General features: G+C 72.7%; 14 protein-coding genes. 6 read left to right on the top strand and 8 right to left on the bottom strand.

The features are described 5' to 3' along the window. Positions 1-30 precede the first annotated feature (30 nt). Complete coding sequence (locus IE200_RS03560; RefSeq protein ID WP_191277945.1) at positions 31-276, bottom strand: hypothetical protein; 246 nt, start codon at positions 274-276, stop codon at positions 31-33. A gap of 90 nt (positions 277-366) precedes the next feature. Here IE200_RS03560 and IE200_RS03555 point away from each other — a divergent pair, with 90 nt between their 5' ends. The 3 genes from IE200_RS03555 to IE200_RS03545 are packed head-to-tail and all read left to right on the top strand — an operon-like array spanning position 367 to position 4,391. Then, positions 367-999 (top strand): TetR/AcrR family transcriptional regulator, encoded by a 633-nt coding sequence (locus IE200_RS03555; RefSeq protein ID WP_456237847.1) that lies wholly within the window; start codon positions 367-369, stop codon positions 997-999. 57 nt (positions 1,000-1,056) lie between these two features. Next, entirely contained in the window at positions 1,057-3,561 is a 2,505-nt protein-coding gene (locus IE200_RS03550) for an MMPL family transporter (protein WP_191277943.1), read from the top strand. A 35-nt stretch (positions 3,562-3,596) separates the two neighbouring features. Then, a complete protein-coding gene (locus IE200_RS03545; RefSeq protein WP_229856094.1) occupies positions 3,597-4,391 on the top strand; it encodes an HAD-IIA family hydrolase in 795 nt (264 codons plus the stop codon). On the opposite strand, the gene IE200_RS03540 is transcribed toward IE200_RS03545, so the two are convergent. After that, the gene (locus IE200_RS03540) at positions 4,372-5,871 is read right to left on the bottom strand and encodes a fused MFS/spermidine synthase (protein ID WP_191277941.1); all 1,500 of its coding nucleotides are present in this window, start codon (positions 5,869-5,871) and stop codon (positions 4,372-4,374) included. The genes IE200_RS03545 and IE200_RS03540 overlap by 20 nt on opposite strands. A 13-nt stretch (positions 5,872-5,884) precedes the next feature. Continuing rightward, positions 5,885-6,736 (bottom strand): YhjD/YihY/BrkB family envelope integrity protein, encoded by an 852-nt coding sequence (locus tag IE200_RS03535; RefSeq protein WP_191277940.1) that lies wholly within the window; start codon positions 6,734-6,736, stop codon positions 5,885-5,887. 89 nt (positions 6,737-6,825) lie between these two features. Between IE200_RS03535 and IE200_RS03530 the strand changes: the two genes are divergently transcribed. Continuing rightward, positions 6,826-8,628: a hypothetical protein gene (locus IE200_RS03530; protein ID WP_191277939.1), complete on the top strand. Its 1,803-nt coding sequence runs from the start codon at positions 6,826-6,828 to the stop codon at positions 8,626-8,628. A 6-nt stretch (positions 8,629-8,634) separates the two neighbouring features. Here the strand turns inward: IE200_RS03530 and IE200_RS03525 are convergent, their stop codons facing one another. Then, positions 8,635-8,895, bottom strand: coding sequence for a hypothetical protein (locus IE200_RS03525; RefSeq protein WP_191277938.1), 261 nt, complete (start codon positions 8,893-8,895; stop codon positions 8,635-8,637). Between the two features lie 61 nt (positions 8,896-8,956). Next, positions 8,957-9,577 carry a hypothetical protein gene (locus IE200_RS03520; protein ID WP_191277937.1) on the bottom strand — a complete coding sequence of 207 codons (621 nt, stop codon included), beginning with the start codon at positions 9,575-9,577 and terminating at the stop codon, positions 8,957-8,959. Positions 9,578-9,700: 123 nt separating this feature from the next. On the opposite strand from IE200_RS03520, the gene IE200_RS03515 reads away from it, so the two are divergent. Continuing rightward, on the top strand, positions 9,701-10,309 hold the full coding sequence (locus IE200_RS03515) for a vitamin K epoxide reductase family protein (RefSeq protein ID WP_191277936.1): 609 nt from the start codon (positions 9,701-9,703) through the stop codon (positions 10,307-10,309). Here the strand turns inward: IE200_RS03515 and IE200_RS03510 are convergent. Together IE200_RS03510 and IE200_RS03505 are read right to left on the bottom strand one after the other, a co-directional pair. Next, positions 10,288-10,986, bottom strand: coding sequence for a cation diffusion facilitator family transporter (locus tag IE200_RS03510; protein ID WP_191277935.1), 699 nt, complete (start codon positions 10,984-10,986; stop codon positions 10,288-10,290). The genes IE200_RS03515 and IE200_RS03510 overlap by 22 nt on opposite strands. Continuing rightward, positions 10,986-11,363 (bottom strand): ArsR/SmtB family transcription factor, encoded by a 378-nt coding sequence (locus tag IE200_RS03505; protein WP_407940952.1) that lies wholly within the window; start codon positions 11,361-11,363, stop codon positions 10,986-10,988. The genes IE200_RS03510 and IE200_RS03505 overlap by 1 nt, the downstream gene beginning before the upstream one ends. A gap of 78 nt (positions 11,364-11,441) precedes the next feature. Between IE200_RS03505 and IE200_RS03500 the strand changes: the two genes are divergently transcribed. Beyond that, a complete protein-coding gene (locus tag IE200_RS03500; protein ID WP_191277934.1) occupies positions 11,442-12,713 on the top strand; it encodes an MFS transporter in 1,272 nt (423 codons plus the stop codon). Positions 12,714-12,899: 186 nt separating this feature from the next. On the opposite strand, the gene IE200_RS03495 is transcribed toward IE200_RS03500, so the two are convergent. Beyond that, a complete protein-coding gene (locus IE200_RS03495; RefSeq protein ID WP_191277933.1) occupies positions 12,900-13,910 on the bottom strand; it encodes an aldo/keto reductase family protein in 1,011 nt (336 codons plus the stop codon). Between the last annotated feature and the right edge of the window lie 62 nt (positions 13,911-13,972).

Genomic DNA, 13,972 nt, shown 5'->3' with positions numbered 1-13,972 from the left:
CGCGGCGCCGTCGGCTCGCGGCGGATCAGATCAACATGTGAAGGCGACGTCGGCCGTGATCGAAGTGCCGTCGGCTTCATTGCTGGACAGGTTGAGATCCTGCGCCGAGATTCCCTTGAGGTTCAACGCTGACTGGGTGAAGGTGGCCTCAGTCGCGCTGCTGGAGCAGGTGACGTTGTTCTCGGTGTCCACCACGGCGAACGCATATATCAATCCGATGTCGTCGTAGGACTCGGTAGCCTGCGCTTCGACGCGCCAGATGCCCGCCGCGGACACCTGCGGCTGACCCCTCCCGGGTGATTATTTTGCACTGAGTGCAACTATGGCCGGGTGAGCACGGACCCGCGCCCCGACGGACGCAGCACGCTGCTGGCCGGGCGTCGCGTCGCCATCCTCGACGCGGCGCGCTCGCTTGCCACCGAGCACGGCCCCGACGGGTTCACCGTCGACCAGGTCGCCATGCGCGCCGGGGTCTCGCGCCGCACCGTCTTCAACCACTTCGCCGGCCTCGAGGCGCTGCTCGTCGCCGTGTGCGAGCAGCTCCTCGCCGAGACCACCACCTCGCTGCTCGCCGAGGTCGACCGCCGCACCGCCGCGCTCCCCGCCGAAGAGCCCGGGGGGACCGACGGCCGTACGGTCCTCGCTGCCGTCGCCGGGGCCGCCCGCGGGGTGGACCTGCCGACCGCGATCGCGTCGATCCACCTCGTGCTCGGCGCTCCCGGCCCGGGCGACGAGCGTGCGCAGCACATCTCGCGCACCGCCTTCGAGCACGTCGGCGGGCGCCTGCGCGAGCACCTGCAGCGCCGGGCCCCCGGACTCGACGACCTCGACCTCGACCTGACGCTGGCGCTGATGTTCAGCGGCATCACCACCCTCGCCGACCGCTGGCTGGCCCGGCACCCCGACCTCCGGCACGTGGTGCCCGACGCCGCGCGCGCCGACTGGGACCGGCTCCTCGACCGCCTGCTCGACCACCTCCGCGTGGGCCGCGCCGACTGACGGCGTCCCGCCCCGCCCTTCCCGCTTCCCCCGCTCCTCCCCGAAAGGCCCGCCGACATGGCTGAGCTCCTCTATCGCATCGGTCGCTTCGCGGCCCGCCGCCACTGGACCGTCATCGGTGCCTGGCTGGCCCTCCTGGCCGTCACGGTGGTGACGTACGTGTCGTTCGCCGGTGCGCTGTCGTCGTCGATCTCGCTCCCGGACACCCCGACCACGCGGGTCTCCCAGCAGCTGCAGGAGGAGTTCGAGGGCACCGGCGCCGGCAACGGCTCGATCGTCGCCGAGACCACCGACGGCGCCGCCTTCACCCGCGAGCAGCAGGACGCCCTGGTCGAGCTGTTCGCCCGGGTCGAGGAGGTCGACACGGTCGAGGACGTCACCGACCCGTTCGCCACCCAGGCCCGCGTCGACGAGTCGGCCGAGCAGGTCGCGGACGGTCGGCAGCGGCTCGAGGACGGGCTCGCGCAGCTCGACGGCGCGCAGGCCCAGATCGACGCCGGCCGCGAGGCCCTCGCCGAGCAGCGCGAGCAGGCACGGGAGGCCGGCACGCTCGCCGCCGTACGCCCGCAGCTCGAGGCCGTCGAGCAGCAGCTCGACGACGGGCAGGCCGAGGTCGACCGGCAGCGCGCGCGGGTCGAGGAGCAGGCGCCCCGGCTCGAGGTCGGCGAGACGCTGTCCGAGCTGTCCTCCGGCTTCCGCACGGTCTCCGAGGACGGCTCGGCGGCGGTCGCCAACGTGGTCTTCTCGGTGCCGGTCAACGAGCTCGAGGTGGAGACGAAGACGAAGATCGAGGACCTCGTCACCGAGGCCGCGGCCGGCATCGACGGTGTCGAGATCCACGCGTCGCAGGAGATCGCGCAGACCGTCCCGTCGATCCTCGGCCCGGGCGAGATCGCCGGCGTCGTGGTCGCCGCGATCGTGCTCACCGTCATGCTCGGCACGCTGGTCGGCGCCGCGCTCCCGCTGGTGACCGCGCTGCTCGGCGTCGGGGTGGCCTCGCTGGCCTCGCTGTCGTTCTCCGGGCTGGTGCAGTTCGTCTCGGTCACCCCGGTGCTCGGGGTGATGCTCGGCCTCGCGGTCGGCATCGACTACTCACTCTTCATCATCAACCGGCACCGCCGGCAGCTGAAGCAGGGTGCGACGCTGCACGAGTCGCTCGGGCTCGCCAACGGCACCTCCGGCAACGCGGTGGTCTTCGCCGGCGTGACCGTCATCGTGGCGTTGCTGGCCCTCAACGTCACCGGGGTCGGCTTCCTCGGCCTGATGGGCACCGTCGGCGCCGTCGCCGTGCTGGTCGCCATCCTCATGGCCGTCACCCTCACGCCCGCGCTGCTGTCGCTCATCGGCATGCGGATCCTGCGCCGCCGCGAGCGCGAGCGACTGGCCGCCGGCGAACGGGCCCACGACGACGACATCACCGAGCGTGACCGGCAGATGGGCACCGGACGGGCCTGGGCCGTCCTCGGCCTCGGCATCGTCGCGCTGCTGGTGATCGCCGCCCCGGCCACCCAGATGCGGCTCGGCCTCCCCGACGGCTCGACGCAGCCCGAGGAGTCGTCGGGGTTCCGCGCCTACGAGGTGCAGGCGGAGAAGTTCGGCGACGGCTTCAACGGCCCGCTGCTCGTCGTCGCCGACCTCCCGGCACCCGTGGCCGAGGACGACCTCCTGGCCGAGCAGGCTGCCATCGGCACGGCCGTCGCCGAGCTCGGCGACGTGGTGGCGGTGGTGCCGATCGGTGCGTCGCAGGACCGCACGTCCCTCGCCTTCCAGGTCGTCCCCGACCGCTGGCCCTCCAGCGAGTCGACGGAGGCGCTGGTCCAGGACCTCCGCGCCCTCACCCCGCAGACCGCCGGTGGCGGGGAGGCCACGCTGGGCGTGGCGGGCAACGCCAGCGCCAACATCGACATCTCCGAGCAGCTCGCCGACGTCCTGCCGACCTACCTCGTGCTCGTCGTGGGCCTCTCCCTGCTGATCCTGGTCGTGGTGTTCCGCTCGATCCTCGTGCCGCTGACCGCGACGCTCGGGTTCGTGCTGTCGCTGCTCGCGGCCTTCGGCGGCATCACCGCGATCTTCCAGCTCGGCTTCCTCGCCGACCTCTTCGGCGTCGCCCCGGGGCCGGTGCTGAGCTTCCTTCCGATCATCGCGACCGGCATCCTGTTCGGCCTGGCCATGGACTACCAGCTCTTCCTGGTGTCGGGGATGAGGGAGGCGTACGCGCACGGTGCCCCGGCGCGCGTCGCGGTCCAGCACGGCCTGCACGCCGGGCGCGCGGTGGTGACCGCGGCCGCGGTCATCATGATCTCGGTGTTCGCCGGCTTCGTGTTCTCCCACGACCCCACGATCAAGCCGATCGGCTTCGGCCTGGCCTTCGGCGTGCTGCTCGACGCGTTCGTCGTACGGATGCTGCTGATCCCGGCCGCGATGCACCTGCTGGGCGAGAAGGCCTGGTGGCTGCCGCGCTGGCTGGACCGGATCCTGCCCGACGTCGACGTCGAGGGTGCCAGGCTCGAGCGCAGTCACCCGGTGCACGAGTCGGCCGCTCACGCGACAATGCACCCGTGACCGACTCCCGCGCCGTCCGCACCTGGCTCACCGACATGGACGGGGTCCTCGTGCGCGAGGAGGACCCGATCCCGGGCGCGAAGGAGTTCATCGCGACCCTGCGCGAGCACGACGTCCCCTTCCTGGTGCTGACCAACAACTCGATCTTCACCCCGCGCGACCTGCGGGTGCGGTTGCTGCGCAGCAGCGGCATCGACGTGCCGGAGGAGTCGATCTGGACCTCCGCGCTGGCGACGGCGCAGTTCCTCGACGACCAGCGGCCCGGCGGCTCGGCCTACGTCGTCGGGGAGAGCGGGCTGACCGCTGCGATCCACGACGTCGGGTACGTCATGACCGACCAGGACCCCGACTACGTCGTGCTCGGCGAGACCCGGACCTACTCGTTCGAGGCGATCACCCGCGCCATCCGCCTGATCGCCGCGGGTGCCCGGTTCATCGCCACCAACCCCGACCCCAACGGCCCGAGCGCCCAGGGCATGCTGCCGGCGACGGGATCGGTCGCGGCCCTGATCAGCACCGCGACCGGGCGCCAGCCCTACTACATCGGCAAGCCCAACCCGCTGATGATGCGCAGCGCGCTCAACCGCATCGAGGCGCACTCGGAGACCACCGTGATGATCGGCGACCGGATGGACACCGACATCATCAGCGGCCTCGAGGCCGGGATGCGCACGATCCTGGTGGCCACCGGCGCCACCCAGCGCCACCAGGTGGAGGACTTCCCCTACCGACCGACGCGTGTGGTCGACTCCATCGCCGACGTGGTCCCCTTCGTCAGCCGGATGTGCCTGCCCGAGGACGACGAGGTGGTCAGCGACCGTACGGTGTGAGCAGCTGGTCGACCGGCGCGTGGTCGTCGGTCAGCACCGGCGCCCCGGCCGCCCACGCCGTCAGCTCCTCCCCCGACATCGCGCTCCAGTCGAGGTCGCGCTCGGCGAAGCCCGCGGCGACCGCGTCGAGGTCGACCGGAGCGGCGGAGGCGACCAGGACCAGGTTGCCGCCGTCCTCGCCGGCCAGGACGTCCGGCGCGGCGAGCAGCGCCACCTCGTCGAAGACCTCCGCCGACGTACGGACGTAGGCGCGGGCGAAGTCGAGGGGCCCGTGGTCGATGACGTTGGCCACGTAGACGCCGTCCTCGGACAGGCTCCGGCCGATGCCGGTCAGGGCCTCGCGCGTGGCGAGGTGCCACGGCACGCTGACGCCGCCGAACGCGTCGCCGACGACCAGGTCGAGGCTGCCGGGCGCGAGGTCGTCGATGGCGAGGCGTCCGTCCTCCACGGCGACCTCGACCCCGTCGGGCAGCGAGCCGCCGAGCAGGTCGAGGTCGGCCTCGACGACGCCCGCGTCGATCTCCGAGACCGTGCTGACGGTGCCCGGCCGGGTCGCCGCGAGGTAGCGGGGCAGGGTGAGCCCGCCCGCCCCGAGGTGGTGGGCGACGAGGGGTTCGCCGGCGGGGCGGGCGGCGTCGACCGCGGCAGCCATCGCGCGGACGTAGGCGAAGTCGAGGTGGGTCGGGTCCTCGAGGTCGACGTAGGAGTGGCGCAGCCCGTCGAGCACCAGGACGCGGCCGTCCGGCCGCTCGGGGTCCGCGGTGACGGCGAGGCAGTGGTAGGTCGTCTCGACGTCGCAGCCGCTGGGCGTCGCGGCCGCGCCGAGCCCGGCCAACGCGACGACGAGGCCGAGGACCGCGTCGCCGCGCCCGCGGCGTCCCGCCACCTGAACCAGCACCGACGTCACCAGCAGCGCGACGCCGAGGCCGACGAGGATCCCGCTGACCGGAACCCGCGAGACGAGGACGAAGCCCGTCACCACGGTGCCCACGATCGCGCCCACGGTGCCGAGCCCGGACAGGTGGCCCACGACGGTGCCGGTCTCCGCGAGGCTGGTGAGCCGCAGCTTGATCACCACCGGGCTGACGGCCGAGAGCAGCACGCCGGGCACGAGGATCGACAGGGTGGCCGCGAGCAGGAGGAACCCGGGGTCGCCGGACGCGGCCGCCCCCCGTACGACCGTGGGCGTGAGCGCCACGGCGGCGCCCGAGATGCCGAGCAGCGGCCCGAGCAGGGGTCGCGGCGGCACCCGGTCCGCGGTCCAGCCGCCGGCCCAGGTGCCGGCGGCGATGGCGGTCAGGGCCAGGCCGATGACCAGCGTGTTGGTCTCGAGCGTCAGGCCGTAGTGGGGCGCGAGCAGCCGGAGCGCCACCAGCTCGACCACGAGCACGGCCGCCGACGAGCCGAAGACCAGCGCGGCCGCCACCCACGAGGACAGCCCGTGCTCGCGCGTCGCCCCACCTGTCCTGTCGCCGGCCATGGCGTCGATCCTGTCAGCCGGACCCTAGCGCCGGCGCCAGCACCCGACCCAGCACCGCGCTGGCCACGATGCTGGCGGAGACGACGATGAGCCACGAGACCAGCGCGAGTGCCGCCCCGATGACCCCGTAGTTGTCAGCGTTCCGCGTCACGAGGGCGGGCAACCAGATCGCGGTCCCCCAGCCCACGACCAGCTGCACGACGGCACTGGCGACGGCTCCGGGCACGAGCAGCCGCACCGGGACGCGGCGGGCGAGCATGAGGTGCGAGGCGAGCGCCCACCCGCCGACCACGACCGCCAGCTGGACCGTCACGACGACGACGCCGAGCGCCGGTCCCTCCTCCAGTGCGTTGCCGAGCCACGACGCCCCGAAGAGGACCACCAGCAGCACCACGAGCCCGGCCGTGCGGAGCACGGTGCCCCGGAACCCCGAGCGGGGCATGTCCCATGCCGCGGCGAAGGTGCGCTGGAGCGACCGGGCGAAGCTGTTGGAGGTCCAGGCCAGGACCACCAGGCTGAGGAGGGTGAGACCCCCGGTCGCGTCGGGCGGCCGGTCGAAGAGGATCCGCACCGACTCCTCCGCCGAGCCGTCCAGGGAGAACCGGCGCACGAGGTAGCTGCCCACCGCACTGCTCCCACCGGTCCCCGACACGGTCGCGACGACGATCAGCAGCGGGATGACCGCGATGAAGGCCTGTCCGGCGAGCATGAGGATGCGGTCGCGGCCGTCGATCGCCACGAAGAGCCGGACCAGGCGGACGGGCACGGTGTGCTCGAAGCGGTCGAGCAGCTGGCGACCGCGCTCGAGGACGGCGTCGGGTCCGCTGTGGCCGCTGCGTCCGCTGCGGGGACCGGGCGCGGACATGGCCCGACGATAGCGGTGCGTTGCGCTCGACCGGCGGCTTCCGCCACGCTTCGGCCAGGGTCGGGGGACCGGGCGGGAGGGAGGCCGACATGGCCAGGAGCGTGCGCGCGTTCGCACTGGCGGTCGCGGTGCTGCTCGCCGTCCCTGACCCGGCAGGGGCGGCCGACGGCACGGAGGACGCTGCTGCGTACGGCGCCGAGGACCTCGCCGCCGAGCAGCGGCTCGCCGAGGCGTACGCCCCGGTGATGATGCTGGTGCGCCAGGACGAGTCGTGCGGACCGGGCGAGCCCTACGTCCCCAGCGACGTCGACGCGCTGTTCGACGAGCCGTCGATCGCGCTGCGCGGGCCGTGGACCGACCGCGACCTCGTCGCCGTCGCGCCGTCCGTCGAGGAGCTGGCCGAGGGCCTGGAGGGCTATGCGCTCGACCAGCCGGGCGACCCGCTCGAGCCGGGTTGCGACTACGAGGACTGGGCCGACAGCGTGTGGGGCTCCTCCCCTGAGCCGACGATCTATGCCCACGTCGCGACCGAGGCCGGGGTCGAGGACCGGATCGCGCTGCAGTACTTCTTCTACTACCCGTTCAACGACTACAACAACAAGCACGAGAGCGACTGGGAGCGGATCCAGGTCGAGTTCCCCGCCGGCGACGCCGCCACCGCGCTGGAGACCGGGCCCGACCTCGTGCTCTACGCCCAGCACTACGGCGCCGAGCGCGCCGACTGGGACGACGACAAGCTCGAGCTGGACGGCACCCATCCCGTCGTCTACGTCTCCGCCGGCTCCCACGCCAGCCAGTTCGACGAGGGCCTCTACCTCGGCCGCTCCGCCACCGAGGGGTTCGGGTGCGACACCACGATCGGCCCGCACGACGAGGTGCGACCGGAGGTCCGCACCATCCCAAGCGACCTCGAGGCCGCCGCCGAGGCGTACCCGTGGACGACCTACCGCGGGCACTGGGGCGACGTCGGTCCGCGCCGGTTCTACGAGGGACCGACCGGGCCGAACATGAAGCAGGCGTGGCGCAAACCGTTCACCTGGTCGGCCAAGGCGCGTGAGCACAGCTTCTCGCTGCCCGGGGCGGAGGTCGCGGGCGACAAGGCCGGGGCCTACTTCTGCACGCTGGTCGGCTCGGGGTCGGACGCCTTCCGCCGGTTCTCCGCGGACCCGGGTCCGACCCTGCTGGTCCTGCTCGGCGTGGTGCTGCTCCTGGGCTGGGTCGTACGTCGCTCCGGCTGGGCGCAGGCGACACCGGCGCCGCTCGTCGCCCGGCGGCGCCCCGGTCAGGTCGTGGGCGCCGCGCTACGGATGCTGGGCCGCCATCGGCGGGTGTTCCTCCTGGTGGCAGCACCTGCAGCAGCCGCCTCGGTCGTCTCCTCGGTGCTGAGCGCGGCCACGCCGCCGGTCTCGGCGTGGTGGTGGTCCGCGCTCGCGGCCGTGGCGCTGCTCGTCCTCGTGCTGGCGCTCGCCTGGGCGCAGGTCGCCTCGGCGCAGGCGGCCGTGCTCGCGACTGTCGGGGTGTGGGCGCTCGTGCTGGTGCCCCTGCTCGTCACCGGCGTGCTCTCCCCCGTGGCCCTCGCGCTCCTCGTCGCCTGGTCGCTGGTGCTGCCGGTGGTGCAGCTCGAGGGGCTCGGCGGCTGGCGGGCGCTGCGGCGCAGCTGGCGGCTCGTACGTCCGCAGCTGCTGACCGTCCTGCTGGTGCTCGCGGTCTCGTTCGCGCTGGTCTCCGCGCTGGGTGGCGTGCTCGCCGCGCTCACGTTCGTCGTCTCACCCGCGCCGTACACCGTCGTGAGCGGCATCCCCCACCTGGTGACCACGCTGGTCTGGCCCGTGACGGCACTGCTGACGACGTACGCCTGGGCCAACGGCCGCGCGCTGGAGGCCGGGGCCTGACGCGGGTCAGGCCGCGGACTTGTTCTTCCCGGCCACCGACTCGGCCACGCCGATGAGCAGCACGGCCGCGACCACGGCGAGCACGAAGCCGATGACGTTGAGCTCCCAGATGTCGCCGGTGCCGAAGAGCTGGGCGATCAGGCCCCCGATCAGCGAGCCGACCAGGCCCAGACCGAGGGTGGCGAGGAGGCCGAGGTCCTGCTTGCCGGGCTTGATGAGCCGGGCAAGCGCTCCGATGACGAGTCCGGCGACGAGGAATCCAAGCATGGCGTGCTCCTGGTGCTCGAGGGATGGAGCCGGTGGCTCCCTCCTCCGAGGATAGCCACGCTCAGGTCAGCGGCCGCGGATCCCGCAGCTGGCCGCGCCGCCACGCGCGGTGGATCACGATGGCCGCCACGACCGCCCCCGCGGCGCCGAGCGTCAGGTCGCCCAGCGTGTCGGCGTAGGCGAACTCCCGCTCGGTCGAGCGGCTGATGAAGGCGAAGAACTCCGCGACCTCCCACGCGATGGCGGCCGTCGCACCGAAGGCGAGGGCCCGCTCGAGCACCCGGCCGAACCCGACGTCGCGCGGCAGGGTCAGCAGGATGATGGCCGCGGCGAGCAGGCCGGTGTTCATGAAGTGCATCCAGTCGTCGAACCACACGACCGTGTCGTAGAGGTCCATCCGGTTGCCGAGGATGTCGGTGAAGCAGGTGATGGTGATCAGCAGGTCGGGCAGCCACGGGAAGGAGATGCGGTCGCGCCACAGCGTCCACCACAGGACGGGCACGGTGAAGGAGATCAGCGGGTAGCCGATCGCGCGCATCCCGGCGGCCTTGTCGCGCAGGTGCGCCTGGTCGGGGTAGAGCACCGCGAAGGCCAGCAGGAGCACCAGCGCACCCTTGGCCAGCACGTTGGCGGTCTTGGCGAGGGTGGGCGTCACCGAACGCTCGATGGCTAGCTCTGACACGCGTTCCCCTGTCCACCGGCCCGCGTCGGTCACGCGCCGGGCCCCAGTGTCTCACCCGTGGTTGGCCGGATGACGGAGGATGGTGCCGACCTTCCCGCCCCTCCCGGAGGAGACCGGCCCGGCATGAGCACGTACGCCCCCACCGGCGAGCCGCAGGAGCGACCCCTGGCACTCGGGCTGCTCCTCGGCGGCCTCGTCGGCCTCGTCGCCGCGGCCATGCTGCTCATCGAGCGGATCCGGCTGGCCGAGGACAGCGGCTACGTCCCGACGTGCAGCATCAACCCGGTGCTGAGCTGCGGCAACGTGATGGAGTCCGCCCAGGCCTCGCTGCTCGGCTTCCCCAACCCGGTCATCGGCGTGGCCGCCTTCCCCGTCGTCGTGGCCACCGGTGCCGCGATGCTGGCCGGCGCCCGGCTGGCCCGGTGGTACTGGCTGGGCCTCCAGGCCGGGGTCACCGCCGCGATGGCGTTCGTGGCGTGGCTGGTCTTCCAGAGCCTCTACCGCATCGGCGCGCTGTGCCCCTACTGCATGGTGGTGTGGGCGGTGGTCATCCCGCTGTTCTGGTACGTCACGGCCCGCAACGCGAGCGCGGGCGTGCTCGGGACGGGCCCCGGCGGACGCCTGGCGAGCGGGCTGCAGGACTGGCGCGCCCCGCTGGTGTTCGGCACGTTCCTGCTGGTCGTGCTGCTGGTCCTCGAGCGCTTCTGGTCCTACTGGTCGTCGCTGCTCTGACAGGTCGCGGGCGCGCAGTCGGCGAGGTCCGGGTGGTGCTCGCCGCCGAGGCCGCAGCAGCCCTCGCCACGCCACGCCTCGCGCCCCTCCCGCACCGCGACCGCGGCGATCACGAGCCCGGCGAGGGGGTCGGCCCAGTACCAGCCGAGGGTGGCGTTGAGGAGGAGGCCGACGAGGAGGACGGCGGAGAGGTAGGAGCACAGGAGGGTCTGGGTCGAGTCGGCCACCACGGCCTCGGAGCCGAGGGCCCGACCGGTGCGCCGCTGCGCCCACGACAGGAACGGCATGATCGCCAGCGACGCGACCGCGAGGCCGATGCCGACCGGCGAGGCCTCGGGCTCGTGGTCGCCGAGCAGGGCCCGTACGGACTCGAAGCCGACGTAGGCCGCCAGCGCGAAGAACGAGACCGCCATCAGCCGCAGCGCCCTCCGCTCGCGCGACTCCGGCATCCGGTGGCGGAACTGCCACAGGATGATGAGCCCGCTCGACACCTCGACGACCGAGTCGAGGCCGAAGCCGACGAGCGCGACCGACCCGGCGACGAGGCCGGCGGAGATGGCGATGACGGCCTCGACAGCGTTGTAGGCGACCGAGGCCGCGGCGAGCAGCTGGGCGCGACGACCCAGTCGGGCCCGGTCGGCCGGAGCTGTCGCATGCGTGTGCGTGTGCGCGGACATCACGCCTCCCCGTGCAGCGAGGCGGGACCGTACGTCGGGCACAGAGTCACGGCGTCGCCGGTCAGGCCGAGGAGCCGCTCGGCCGCCGCGAGGAGCTCCATCACCGTGTCGGCGTGCTCGAGCGACCACAGCGATGCGCGTCCCTGTGGCCGCGACGTCACCAGGCCGCAGTCCCTGAGGCAGGCGAGGTGGGCCGACACCGTGCTCTGGGCCAGGCCGAGGTGAGCGGTGAGGTCGACGACCCGGTGCTCGCCGAGGGCGAGGTGGCGCACGATCGAGAGCCGGGACGGGTCGGAGAACCCGTGGAACAGGCACGCGGCCGCGGTCAGGCCCGCCGTGTCGTCGAGCGCCTGGGCCGGGGCCTCAGTCATCGTCATGTGGCGATGATATCTGCCTCAGCCGCTCCGTCAACACCGGGGCGAGGAGGCACCCCGGCCGTCGCCTAGCCTGCGCGGGTGGAGAAGCGGCTGCTGGCGGACACCCGCCCGCTCGCCAACCCGCACTTCAGGCGCCTGTGGCGCGCCAACATCGTGACGGTCATCGGCGCCCAGCTGACGGTGGTGGCCGTCCCCGCGCAGATCTACGCCATGACCGGGTCCTCGGCGTACGTCGGGCTGACCGGCGTCTTCGGCCTCGTGCCTCTGGTGGTCTTCGGCCTCTGGGGCGGTGCGCTCGCGGACGTGTTCGACCGGCGGACCCTCCTGCTCATCACCACGCTCGGCCTGATCGCCACCAGCGCCGGCTTCTGGCTGCAGGCCGCGCTCGGCGCCGAGGACGTGTGGCTGCTGCTGACGCTCTTCGCGGTGCAGCAGGCGTTCTTCGCGGTCAACCAGCCGACCCGCTCGGCGCTGCTGCCGCGGATCATCGACGAGGACCTGCTGCCCGCGGCGAACTCGCTCAACATGACCGTCATGCAGGCCGGCGGCATCGCCGGGCCGCTCGTCGGCGGGGCGCTGATCCCGGTCGTCGGCTTCTCCTGGCTGTACCTGATCGACACGGTCTTCCTCTTCGCCACCCTCGGCGCCGTCGTACGCCTCCCGCCCCTGCCGGTGATGGGCGCGACCGTGACGCCGGGGATCCGGGCGGTCGTCGACGGCTTCCGCTACCTCCGCACGCAGCCGGTGCTGATGATGTCGTTCGTCGTCGACATCATCGCGATGGTCTTCGGGATGCCGCGGGCGCTGTTCCCCGAGATGGCCGACGTCGACTTCGGCGGACCGAGCGAGGGCGGCCTGGCCTTCGCGCTGCTCTTCGCCGCGATCCCGGCCGGGGCCGTCGTGGGCGGCGTCCTGTCCGGCTGGGTGTCGCGCGTCGAGCGCCAGGGTCTCGCGGTGATCGTCTCGATCCTCGTGTGGGGCGTGGCGATGATCGGCTTCGGCGTCGCCGCCCTGCTGGCACCGCTCGCGCCCGCGCTCTTCCTGGTGGTCGCCGTGCTGATGCTGGCGGTCGGCGGCGCGGCCGACATGGCGTCGGCCGCCTTCCGTACGTCGATGCTGCAGGCCGCTGCCGACGACGCGGTCCGCGGGCGGCTCCAGGGCATCTTCATCGTCGTGGTCGCCGGCGGGCCCCGGATCGCCGACGTGGCCCACGGGGCCGCCGCGGCCACCACCGGCGCCGCCGTCGCGGCCGCCGGTGGTGGCGTGCTGGTGGTGGTGTTCACCGTCGTCGCCGCGCTCGCTGTCCCGGCGTTCGTGCGCTACCGGGTCACGCACGCCTCCGCCGCCTGAGGCCGACCGGCGCGTCGGACGACCACATGTCGGCCCGGCCGCGTCGTCGTACGCGTGGGTGCGGCGTCGTACGCCACTTCTGGTCGTCCGACGCGCCGGAGGCCTCTGCGAGCGCCCCCACCGAGCGGTGCGTGGTGCAGGTTCCGAGCGTCCCGAACCTGCCTCACACACCGCTCACCAGGACCCTCAGACCACGCGGGTCTTCGGCATGCCCTCGAGCGTCTTGGCGGGGTCGCGCACGACGACGTCGCCGAGCGCTGCGTCGATGCGCTCCATCACGTCGGCGTCGAGCTTCACCCCGGCGGCCTTGACGTTGTCGGCGACCTGCTCGGGGCGCGAGGCGCCGACGAGGGCGGCCGCGACGTTGTCGTTCTGCAGGACCCACGCGATGGCGAGCTGCGCCATCGTCAGGCCGCAGTCCTTCGCGACCGGCTCGAGGTCCTGCACGGCCGAGAGCACCTCGTCGCGCATGAAGCGCGAGATCATGTCGGCGCCGCCCTTGGTGTCGGTGGCGCGTGAGCCCTCCGGCGGGGCCTGGCCGGGCTTGTACTTGCCGGTGAGCACGCCCTGCGCGATCGGGCTCCACACGATCTGGGAGACGCCGAGCTCGCGCGACGTCGGGACGACCTCGTCCTCGATGACGCGCCAGAGCATCGAGTACTGGGGCTGGCTGGAGATCAGCTGGAAGCCGAGCTCACGCGACAGCTCCACGCCGGCGCGGATCTGGTCGGCGGTCCACTCGCTGACGCCGATGTAGAGCGCCTTGCCCTGGCGCACGATGTCGGCGAACGCCTGCATCGTCTCCTCGAGCGGCGTCTCCACGTCGTAGCGGTGGGCCTGGTAGAGGTCGACGTAGTCGGTCTGGAGCCGCTGCAGCGAGCCGTTGATCGACTCCATGATGTGCTTGCGCGACAGGCCGGTGTCGTTCTTGCCGCCGGGGCCGGTCGGCCAGTAGACCTTCGTGAAGATCTCCAGCGACTCACGGCGCTCGCCCTTGAGCGCCTCGCCGAGGACGGTCTCCGCCGCGGTGTTCGCATAGACGTCGGCGGTGTCGAAGGTCGAGATCCCCTCGTCGAGGGCGGCGCGCACGCACTGCGTGGCGACGTCGTTCCCGACCTGGGAGCCGTGGGTGAGCCAGTTGCCGTAGGTGATCTCGGAGATCTTCAGTCCGCTGTTGCCGAGGTATCGGAATTCCATTCCTCCGACACTAGCGGGGCACCCGGAAGGGCGAGCGGCGCGGAGCGCGACCGCCCGGAGCC

Origin of the sequence: Nocardioides flavus (ex Wang et al. 2016) (genome assembly GCF_014653115.1) — a bacterium.
Taxonomy (GTDB): domain Bacteria; phylum Actinomycetota; class Actinomycetes; order Propionibacteriales; family Nocardioidaceae; genus Nocardioides; species Nocardioides flavus.
This window is presented reverse-complemented; position numbering and strand designations above follow the sequence as displayed.

Bases quoted from the DNA above. Each gene is read 5' to 3' on its own strand.
- IE200_RS03535 (WP_191277940.1), bottom strand. From the start codon at position 6,736: ATGTCCGCGCCCGGTCCCCGCAGCGGACGCAGCGGCCACAGCGGACCC.
- IE200_RS03530 (WP_191277939.1), top strand. From the start codon at position 6,826: ATGGCCAGGAGCGTGCGCGCGTTCGCACTGGCGGTCGCGGTGCTGCTC.
- IE200_RS03545 (WP_229856094.1), top strand. From the start codon at position 3,597: ATGGACGGGGTCCTCGTGCGCGAGGAGGACCCGATCCCGGGCGCGAAG.
- IE200_RS03550 (WP_191277943.1), top strand. From the start codon at position 1,057: ATGGCTGAGCTCCTCTATCGCATCGGTCGCTTCGCGGCCCGCCGCCAC.
- IE200_RS03510 (WP_191277935.1), bottom strand. From the start codon at position 10,986: ATGTCCGCGCACACGCACACGCATGCGACAGCTCCGGCCGACCGGGCC.
- IE200_RS03540 (WP_191277941.1), bottom strand. From the start codon at position 5,871: ATGGCCGGCGACAGGACAGGTGGGGCGACGCGCGAGCACGGGCTGTCC.
- IE200_RS03525 (WP_191277938.1), bottom strand. From the start codon at position 8,895: ATGCTTGGATTCCTCGTCGCCGGACTCGTCATCGGAGCGCTTGCCCGG.
- IE200_RS03505 (WP_407940952.1), bottom strand. From the start codon at position 11,363: ATGACGATGACTGAGGCCCCGGCCCAGGCGCTCGACGACACGGCGGGC.
- IE200_RS03515 (WP_191277936.1), top strand. From the start codon at position 9,701: ATGAGCACGTACGCCCCCACCGGCGAGCCGCAGGAGCGACCCCTGGCA.
- IE200_RS03495 (WP_191277933.1), bottom strand. From the start codon at position 13,910: ATGGAATTCCGATACCTCGGCAACAGCGGACTGAAGATCTCCGAGATC.